Raw genomic sequence first — 7,254 nt, 5'->3', positions numbered from 1 at the left:
TCGTGGCGCAGCACCACGGGAACCCTGACGATCCTCTTTTCATTCCTGGCCGTCATTCCGGCCTTGATGCTTGTGTTTGTCCCGTTTTCCGGTTTTCCCGGATGGCGACTGGCCAGCCTGGGCGGCCTGCTGTGGTTCGTCTGGCTTTTTGGGCGGCAGCTTGTCGGCGGACGTCCGGCCTTGCGGGTGGGCCCCGAAGGCATCAGCGCCGCCGTACTGAAAAACAGGACCATCGCGTGGCCTGAGGTGTCAGATATCGAGTCGCAGTCTGCGCAGGGCCACACGTCGATCAACGTGTCGCTCGCACCTCATGTGAAAGACAAATGGTGGTGGGGCAGCCGTAAAAAGCGGCTTTGCATTCTCTTGAACAGCGTACGGACCAAAGACCACCCCGATGCGATCATGGCCGCGACGCAGGCCTTTGCCACCTACGGCGGGCGGGGCTTTATGCAGGCGATGGAGCAGCGGACCGCTGAACTCAAGGCCGTGGAAAATTTCGACGCCCGCCTGAAGGAGCTCACGCCTGTGACTTGGGCGCTTTACCTGGTGGTCGGCGTGAACGTCGCTGTCTGGCTGGCGAATCTCGGTGCCGGAATCAGCGCGTTCAAACCCTTGCCGTCGGAGCTTTTGGCCTGGGGCGCCAATTCGGCGGCGTCCGTGGTGGAAGACCGCCAGTATTGGCGTCTGTTGACAGCCACCTTTCTGCACGGCGGCTTTCTGCACCTCGCGTTGAACATGCTGGGCTTGTGGCAGGGCGGGGTCCAACTCAACCGGCTTCACGGCAACTTTCAGTTCCTGTTGATCTACCTGGCCAGTGCGCTCACCGGCAGTGCGCTCAGCCTGCATTTTTCTGCCCAGCAATCCGTTTCCGTCGGTGCTTCCGGTGCGGTGTTTGGTGTCCTGGGGGCGCTGCTGGTGGCGGTGCACCAGCATCGCGGGCAAATACCCGGCGTTACCAGCAAGAACGTGATGACCAGTCAGGGCGTGTTTCTGGCGTATGCGCTCGTTCAGGGTTTCAGCAAGCAGGGTATCGATAACGCCGCCCACGTGGGGGGCCTCATGGCAGGATGTGTGCTGGCCTGGGTGCTGACCGAAAAAATCGCCGCCGTTGCCACACCGGCGCGGCGGCTTTCAACGGCGGCTATCGGTTCGTTGCTGTCGGCCACCGCAGTGGCCGCTCTGGTGGCCACAACGCCGACGCCTGCCGTGCACCATCGGCAGCTGTTTGAATTTCAGGCCGGGCTGACGCGCATTTTGCCCGCGATGCAAGCCGCGGAGAAAGCCTTTCAGGCCGACGTCAAAGCTTTTCGCGAAGGCAAGATGCCGGAGCCTGAATTTGTCCAGGCGATAGAAGCACGGCACCTGCCGGGTTACCAGGCCGTCCAGCGCGCCCTGGCCCCGCTGGACATTCCTGCCAATGACAAAGTCGGCGCCGGCATGCGCGATGTCAAGCGCGCCAACAACCTGATGGTGGAACTGATGCAAATCCAGCTGGCCACTGCACGTGCCGTGCAGGGCGATGTCACCGCCGCAGCCGGTCAGGCCCGCGTGCTGGTGATCAGCGCGGAGCTCAAGGCCATTGATTCGCGGATTTCCGAGCGTGTGAGCGCCGCCAAGCCCAAATCCAAATCCAACCCCTGAGAAAAATAGCCATGTCTCGCCGTTCCCTGATTTCGCCGGGCCTGATGCTTTGTTGGGCAATGGCGGTCGGGGGCTGCGCGGTCCCTGCACCGGGACCGCGCACGCCCAATCCAGCCGTGCCTCTCGCTTCCACGTCCAGCCTGCCGGAATTCCCCGAGCTGTTCCGGCAGATGGGAAAACTCTACGCTGATCATCCGCAGGCGCCGCAGATGCAGGACGGCGACGGTATGGGGCAAAAAATTTCCATCGCGCGCGTGCGCAAGCCCGGCGCGCTCGACGCCTTGCAGGCTTACCGCGCGCAGGGAGTGCATGGCCGCGTCGTCGTGATCACACTGCTGGACGCCGAGGGCAAGCTGCTCGATGCGCGGGTGCTGTCGTCCACGCATGCCGAACTCAATGGGGCCGTACTGCAGTCGGCACGCGAAGCGGAGTACCGGGGCGGGCGCATCAATGGCGCGCCCTCGCCGATGTATGCAGTCTACGGCGTGAACTTCTAGGCGCGCTTCTCAGACGCCATGCCGGCAGGTCAGGTCAGGTCAGCGCGCCACGCGCATCAACCTGGTAAATGCGCTGCACTGTGCCGTGGCGCAGACCACCGGCCACGCCAATCATGGCGTCGTGCAAATTCACGGTGGGGTCGCAGTGGCCGGGAATCAGCCACAGCATGCTGCCCAGGCCGGGCAGGCGCTTGCTGTCGCCCGCGGGCCGCAAAATGCCGTGCTCGTCGCCGCCATTGAAATAGGCCAGCTCGCTTTCACTGTCAAAGGCATGCACCAGCGGCAGGCCGGAATCAATGGCGTGGCTTTTGTGGCCGGCGTCGCACACCGCATGGCTGCCGTGCGTGCTGATCACCTGGGTTTTGACGAACAGYGCGTGTTCGAACTGCGGCTGCGACGGGTCCCGTTCGTTTTGGGCGTAGTCGGCGTCCATGAACATGAAGGAGCCGGCCTGCAGTTCGCCGTAGACGCCGCTGGCGGCYTCCAGCATCAGGCTGCCGGTGCCGGCCCCCGTGACCAGATCTACCGTGATGCCCTGGGCTTCTATCAGTTTGCGCGTCAGGAGCACGGCCTCCACCGCCCTGGCGATGGCGTCGCGCCTTTCCTGGGCGCTTCGCATGTGCTGGGCCTTGCCGTGGTAGGCCTGCAAGCCGGCAAAACGCAGCGCGGGGTGTTTGCGGATTTCCAGCACCAGCGTGACGGCGGCCGCGCCGGGCTCGACACCGCAGCGGCCCTGGCCAACGTCAATTTCCACAAACACGTCGATCACGGTGGCGCCCGCGCTCTTGTTGTTGATGCGGGCCTCCGTCATGGCCTGCGCCAGGCGGATTACGCCTTCGGTGCTGTCCACCGCAATGGCAAGGTGCCCACCCTGGGCCGCGACTTTTTGCGTGAGCGCCGCCACACGGGCCAGCTTGCCCGGGGCGATCACTTCATTGCTGATGTAGACGTTGTACACACCGCCGGCCACCAAGATTTCGGCTTCGGACGTTTTTTGCACGCACACGCCAATGGCGCCGGCCCGCATCTGCGCCTTGGCCAGCGCGACACTTTTGTGCAGCTTGGCATGGGGACGCCAGCGAACGTTGTGCTTCTTGGCAAATTCGGCCATGCGCGCGAGGTTGCGCTTCATCGCATCCAGGTCGATGACCAGGGCGGGGGTATCGATGTCGTTGACCGGTTTGCCGATCAGTTCGGCCAGATGGGATGGCAGGGTGCTCATGGATACGTAGAAGTTTATCTGTGCCTATTGTGCGCCGACACCGGAACCGGCCTCRCCGCCGGCAAATCCGTCATCCAGCGCAATGCCGTCCAGGTGCTGGGTGTCGGCCCAGCCTACCAGTGAAAAACCCTGGGGCGTCCAGAGCAAGCGGTTGATGGCCGTGTTGCCCAGCGCCCAGGTGCGTGGGGCCTGGATGTCCAGCCGCGTGGCGGCGCGGTACAGCACGTCCATCACCCCGCCGTGGCCGACCATGGCGATCAGCTCGCCCGGGTGGGCGGCTGCCAGGCGCTCGGCGGTAGTGACCACACGACTACGCAAATCGAGCAATGATTCACCGCCAGCGGGCGCAAATTCCGGGTCCCGCTTGCGCCATCGCATCGACTGCTCGGGCAGCAGCGCCTCGATCTCCGAAAAGGTTTTCCCTTCAAAGTCGCCGAAGCCGCGCTCCCGCAGGCCTTCCTCACGCGTCACCTCGATGCCCAGTGCACGGCCCAGGTACTCCGCGGTTTCCCAGGCGCGTGTCAGATCGCTGGCGTAGATGGCGGTGATGGGTTCCTCGGCCAGCGCGAGCGCCATGCGCTCAGCCTGCCGGCGTCCAATGTCATTGAGGGGAATGTCCAGATGGCCCTGGATGCGGGTATCCACATTCCAGGTGGTCTCCCCATGCCGTATGGCAATAACGCGCGTCACTTCAGTCATGACACACCAACACGAAGGGGGTAATAGAAGCGAGAAGCGGTGCTAAGCCAGCCAGGGCCGCGGAACCGGCTTTGCCGGGCCGCAGGCGCAGCGGCCCCCCCCGGGGGGCAGCGTAGTACGCGAAGCGACAAGCGTGGGGGCCACATCTACCTTGGGATCTCCACATTGATGCGGCGTGTCCCCGGCGGCGGCTGCGGGAAGCCGCGCAGTGCCGAGTCCAGCATGGCGGGCAGCACCGCCGGGGTGTCCGACCAGACGCCGTCGTGCAGGGCCCGTGTTTCATAGGCGACCTGGTTGGTGCGAAGGTCGCGCATCACGATGCTCAGCTCGCGCTTGAAATAGGTCGGCTCCGAGATTCCGCCGCCGATTGGGAACGACAGGCCGACCCCGACGCCGCGGCTACCGCCGCCCATGAACACACCGCTTCCAAACCCAAAACCGCCGTAGGGACTGTAGCCATAGGGGCCGCGGTCGATGATCTGGGTGTTGGCCACAATCTGCACGCTGTAGCGTGCGGCGGGCGGATTGAGCTCCATTCCCACCTTGGCCAGGGCGCTGCGCGCCATGCCCTCGAGGGCCTCCTGCGGCGAACCCGGGGCCTGCTGGGAGGGCAGGCGCTCAAAGCGGTAAGGTGTGCCCGGCGCCGGCGGCGCGCCGTTCCAGTTGTAGAAGGCAGTGACATCACTGTCGACCAGGCGCACGGTGGAACAACCCGCCATGACAAAAGCCATGGCAGCCATGAAGAAAATCGCGAACGCACGTTTCATGAGACCTCCAAAGCAATGAGTTGTTGAAAAACGAAGAACGCTGAAAAAACCAGTCAACCGGAATGAACACCGATCACGGACAATCCCGGAGGCACCGGCTCCCGGAACTCCTCAGTGTCAAAAGCCTTGTCGCCTTCCGGGTCGGCAATGCCCGTTGTCTTGATGCCCTTGAAATCGTGGCGCTTGTTGTCCATCAGGTGCGAAGGCACGATGTTTTGCAGTGACGCGAACATGTTTTCCAGCCGGCCGGGGAATTTTTTCTCCCATTCGCGCAGCATGTTGCCGACCTGCTTGCGCTGCAGGTTTTCCTGGCTGCCACACAGCGTGCACGGGATGATGGGAAATTCGCGCACCTGCGCCCAGCGCGTCAGGTCTTTCTCGGTCACGTAGGCCATGGGGCGGATGACGACGTTCTTGCCGTCGTCGCTCACCAGCTTGGGCGGCATGCCCTTGAGCTTGGCCGCAAAAAACATGTTGAGGAAAAACGTCTGCAGCATGTCGTCGCGGTGGTGGCCCAGCGCAACCTTTGTACAGCCGAGTTCACCCGCGACACGGTACAAAATGCCGCGGCGCAGGCGCGAGCACAGCGAGCACAGTGTTTTGCCTTCGGGGATCACGCGCTTGACGATGCTGTAAGTGTCCTGGTTTTCGATATGGAAGGGTACGCCAAGCTTGCCGAGATAGTCCGGCAGGATGTGCTCCGGGAAACCGGGCTGCTTCTGGTCGAGGTTGACGGCCACCAGTTCGAAATTGATGGGCGCTCGCTTTTGCAGCTTCAGCAAAATGTCGAGCATGGCGTAGCTGTCTTTGCCGCCCGAGACGCACACCATGACCTTGTCGCCCTCTTCAATCATGTTGAAGTCGACGATGGCGCGGCCGACTTCGCGGCATAGGCGTTTTTCCAGTTTGTGGTCTTCGCGCTCGATCTTCATGCTGTTTTGCACGCGCGCGGAGCTTTCCTGCTGCTCGTGTTCCGCGACAGCATCTTCCCAAACAGCACTCATATCATTCACTCCCATATCGTTCACCACTGTCCCGTCTCGATGCGAATGGCTACTTCGCAGTCGTCAAAAATTTCAAGTTTGGCGATCTTCACCCGCACGCCCAGCACGCCGGGCAACTTCATCAGCCGGTGCGCCAGCTTGCCGATCAGGCTTTCCAGCAAGTTGACGTGTTCCGAGGTGCATTCGGTGATGATGATCTGCCGCACCTTGCGGTAATCCAGCACATGGTGGATGTCGTCGTCATGGGGCAGCAGCGGCTGTGTGCCCAGGTTCAGTTCGGCATCGACCTGGATCGGTTGCGGCGCGGTTTTTTCGTGATCCAGAATGCCCAGGTTGGCGTCAAAGCGCAAACCGGTGAGATTCAGGATCTGGGTGCCCCGGGAATTGAACATGGTGCCAGTCTGTAGTGGGTCAGTTGTGGTGATGTGTAAGCCGTTGCCGATGGCTTACATCAGCGAAAAATCGCGCTCGAACTTCATCAGGTGCTGGCCGCCATCCACCAGCAGCGTGGTGCCGGTGATGGAGCTGTTCTCCAGTGCAAACTTCACCGCGGCCGCCACGTCGGCCGGGGTGGACGACCGGCCCAGCGGCGACAGCTTGTGGCGGGCCTCGAATTGTTCGTCGGTGAGCAGGTGGCTGGTCAGCGTCAGTCCCGGCGCAACGCCGACCACACGAACCTGCGGCGCCAGCGCCAGCGCCAGCATGGTGCCGGCCGCTTCCAGCGCGGCCTTGGAAAGCGTGTAGCTGAAAAAGTCGGGGTTCTGGTTCCAGAGCTTCTGGTCCAGCAGGTTGACGACGGCCCCCCTGGCACCGCGCGAGGCCACATGCGCATGCAGGGCCTGGGCCAGCACGATGGCGGCGCCGGTGTTGCTGTGCAGATGCCGGTCCATGGCGGCGAAACCGAAACTGGCGGCGCTGTCTTGTTCAAAGGTCGAGGCGTTGTTCACCACGGCATCGACCTGGCCCATGCGCTCGACCACGGCCGGCAATAGGCCGCGCACTGCCGTTTCGTCGTTTAAATCCGCATGAAAAGCGGCTGCAGCGCCCGACAGTTGTGCGCAAGCAGCTACTGTTTTAATAGCATCTTCCTCGGAGCTGCGGTAGTGCACCGCCACCTGCCAGCCGCCGGCCGCGAGCGCCAGCGCGATGTCGCGGCCCAGCCGCCTGGCGGCGCCGGTCACGAGGACAACGGGTCGGGATGATGGCGGGGTTGGGGTCATGGGTGGTGAGGGTTGGCAAAAAAGGTCGGGGACGTATCGCCGACAATTGCAGGCGGTGACAAACATGACCCAGACGACCAATCCCCCTATTTTACCGACCGGCCTCGCCGACCACATCGCCAGGGCCATTGACGCTGCCGGCGGCTGGATCGGGTTTGACCGTTTCATGGACATGGCGCTTTACACGCCCGGCTGGGGTTATTA

Annotated in this window: 8 protein-coding genes and 1 pseudogene; 3 read left to right on the top strand and 6 right to left on the bottom strand. The window is 63.0% G+C overall.

The window, feature by feature from the left end:
* Both AC1DWI_RS09395 and AC1DWI_RS09390 read left to right on the top strand, forming a co-directional pair.
* On the top strand, positions 1-1,641 hold a 1,641-nt coding region (locus tag AC1DWI_RS09395), incomplete at its 5' end, for a rhomboid family intramembrane serine protease (protein ID WP_477724728.1).
* A 116-nt stretch (positions 1,642-1,757) separates the two neighbouring features.
* Complete coding sequence (locus tag AC1DWI_RS09390) at positions 1,758-2,138, top strand: energy transducer TonB family protein (protein WP_477670043.1); 381 nt, start codon at positions 1,758-1,760, stop codon at positions 2,136-2,138.
* A 34-nt stretch (positions 2,139-2,172) separates the two neighbouring features.
* Here the strand turns inward: AC1DWI_RS09390 and AC1DWI_RS09385 are convergent, their stop codons facing one another.
* The 6 genes from AC1DWI_RS09385 to AC1DWI_RS09360 all read right to left on the bottom strand — a co-directional run bounded on the left by AC1DWI_RS09385 (position 2,173) and on the right by AC1DWI_RS09360 (position 7,050).
* Positions 2,173-3,360: a DSD1 family PLP-dependent enzyme gene (locus AC1DWI_RS09385; protein ID WP_477670044.1), complete on the bottom strand. Its 1,188-nt coding sequence runs from the start codon at positions 3,358-3,360 to the stop codon at positions 2,173-2,175.
* 24 nt (positions 3,361-3,384) lie between these two features.
* Positions 3,385-4,059 carry a histidine phosphatase family protein gene (locus AC1DWI_RS09380; protein ID WP_477670045.1) on the bottom strand — a complete coding sequence of 225 codons (675 nt, stop codon included), beginning with the start codon at positions 4,057-4,059 and terminating at the stop codon, positions 3,385-3,387.
* Between the two features lie 146 nt (positions 4,060-4,205).
* Positions 4,206-4,826: a DUF4136 domain-containing protein gene (locus AC1DWI_RS09375; protein ID WP_477670046.1), complete on the bottom strand. Its 621-nt coding sequence runs from the start codon at positions 4,824-4,826 to the stop codon at positions 4,206-4,208.
* 53 nt (positions 4,827-4,879) lie between these two features.
* Complete coding sequence (gene ttcA / locus AC1DWI_RS09370) at positions 4,880-5,830, bottom strand: tRNA 2-thiocytidine(32) synthetase TtcA (RefSeq protein WP_477670047.1); 951 nt, start codon at positions 5,828-5,830, stop codon at positions 4,880-4,882.
* Between the two features lie 20 nt (positions 5,831-5,850).
* On the bottom strand, positions 5,851-6,222 hold the full coding sequence (locus AC1DWI_RS09365) for a dihydroneopterin aldolase (RefSeq protein WP_431094939.1): 372 nt from the start codon (positions 6,220-6,222) through the stop codon (positions 5,851-5,853).
* 54 nt (positions 6,223-6,276) lie between these two features.
* Entirely contained in the window at positions 6,277-7,050 is a 774-nt protein-coding gene (locus AC1DWI_RS09360; protein ID WP_457282902.1) for an SDR family oxidoreductase, read from the bottom strand.
* Positions 7,051-7,114: 64 nt separating this feature from the next.
* Here AC1DWI_RS09360 and AC1DWI_RS09355 point away from each other — a divergent pair.
* Positions 7,115-7,254: pseudogene (locus tag AC1DWI_RS09355) on the top strand (class I SAM-dependent methyltransferase); the annotation flags it as partial.

Source organism: Polaromonas sp. P3_C2 (genome assembly GCF_056402675.1).
This window is presented reverse-complemented; position numbering and strand designations above follow the sequence as displayed.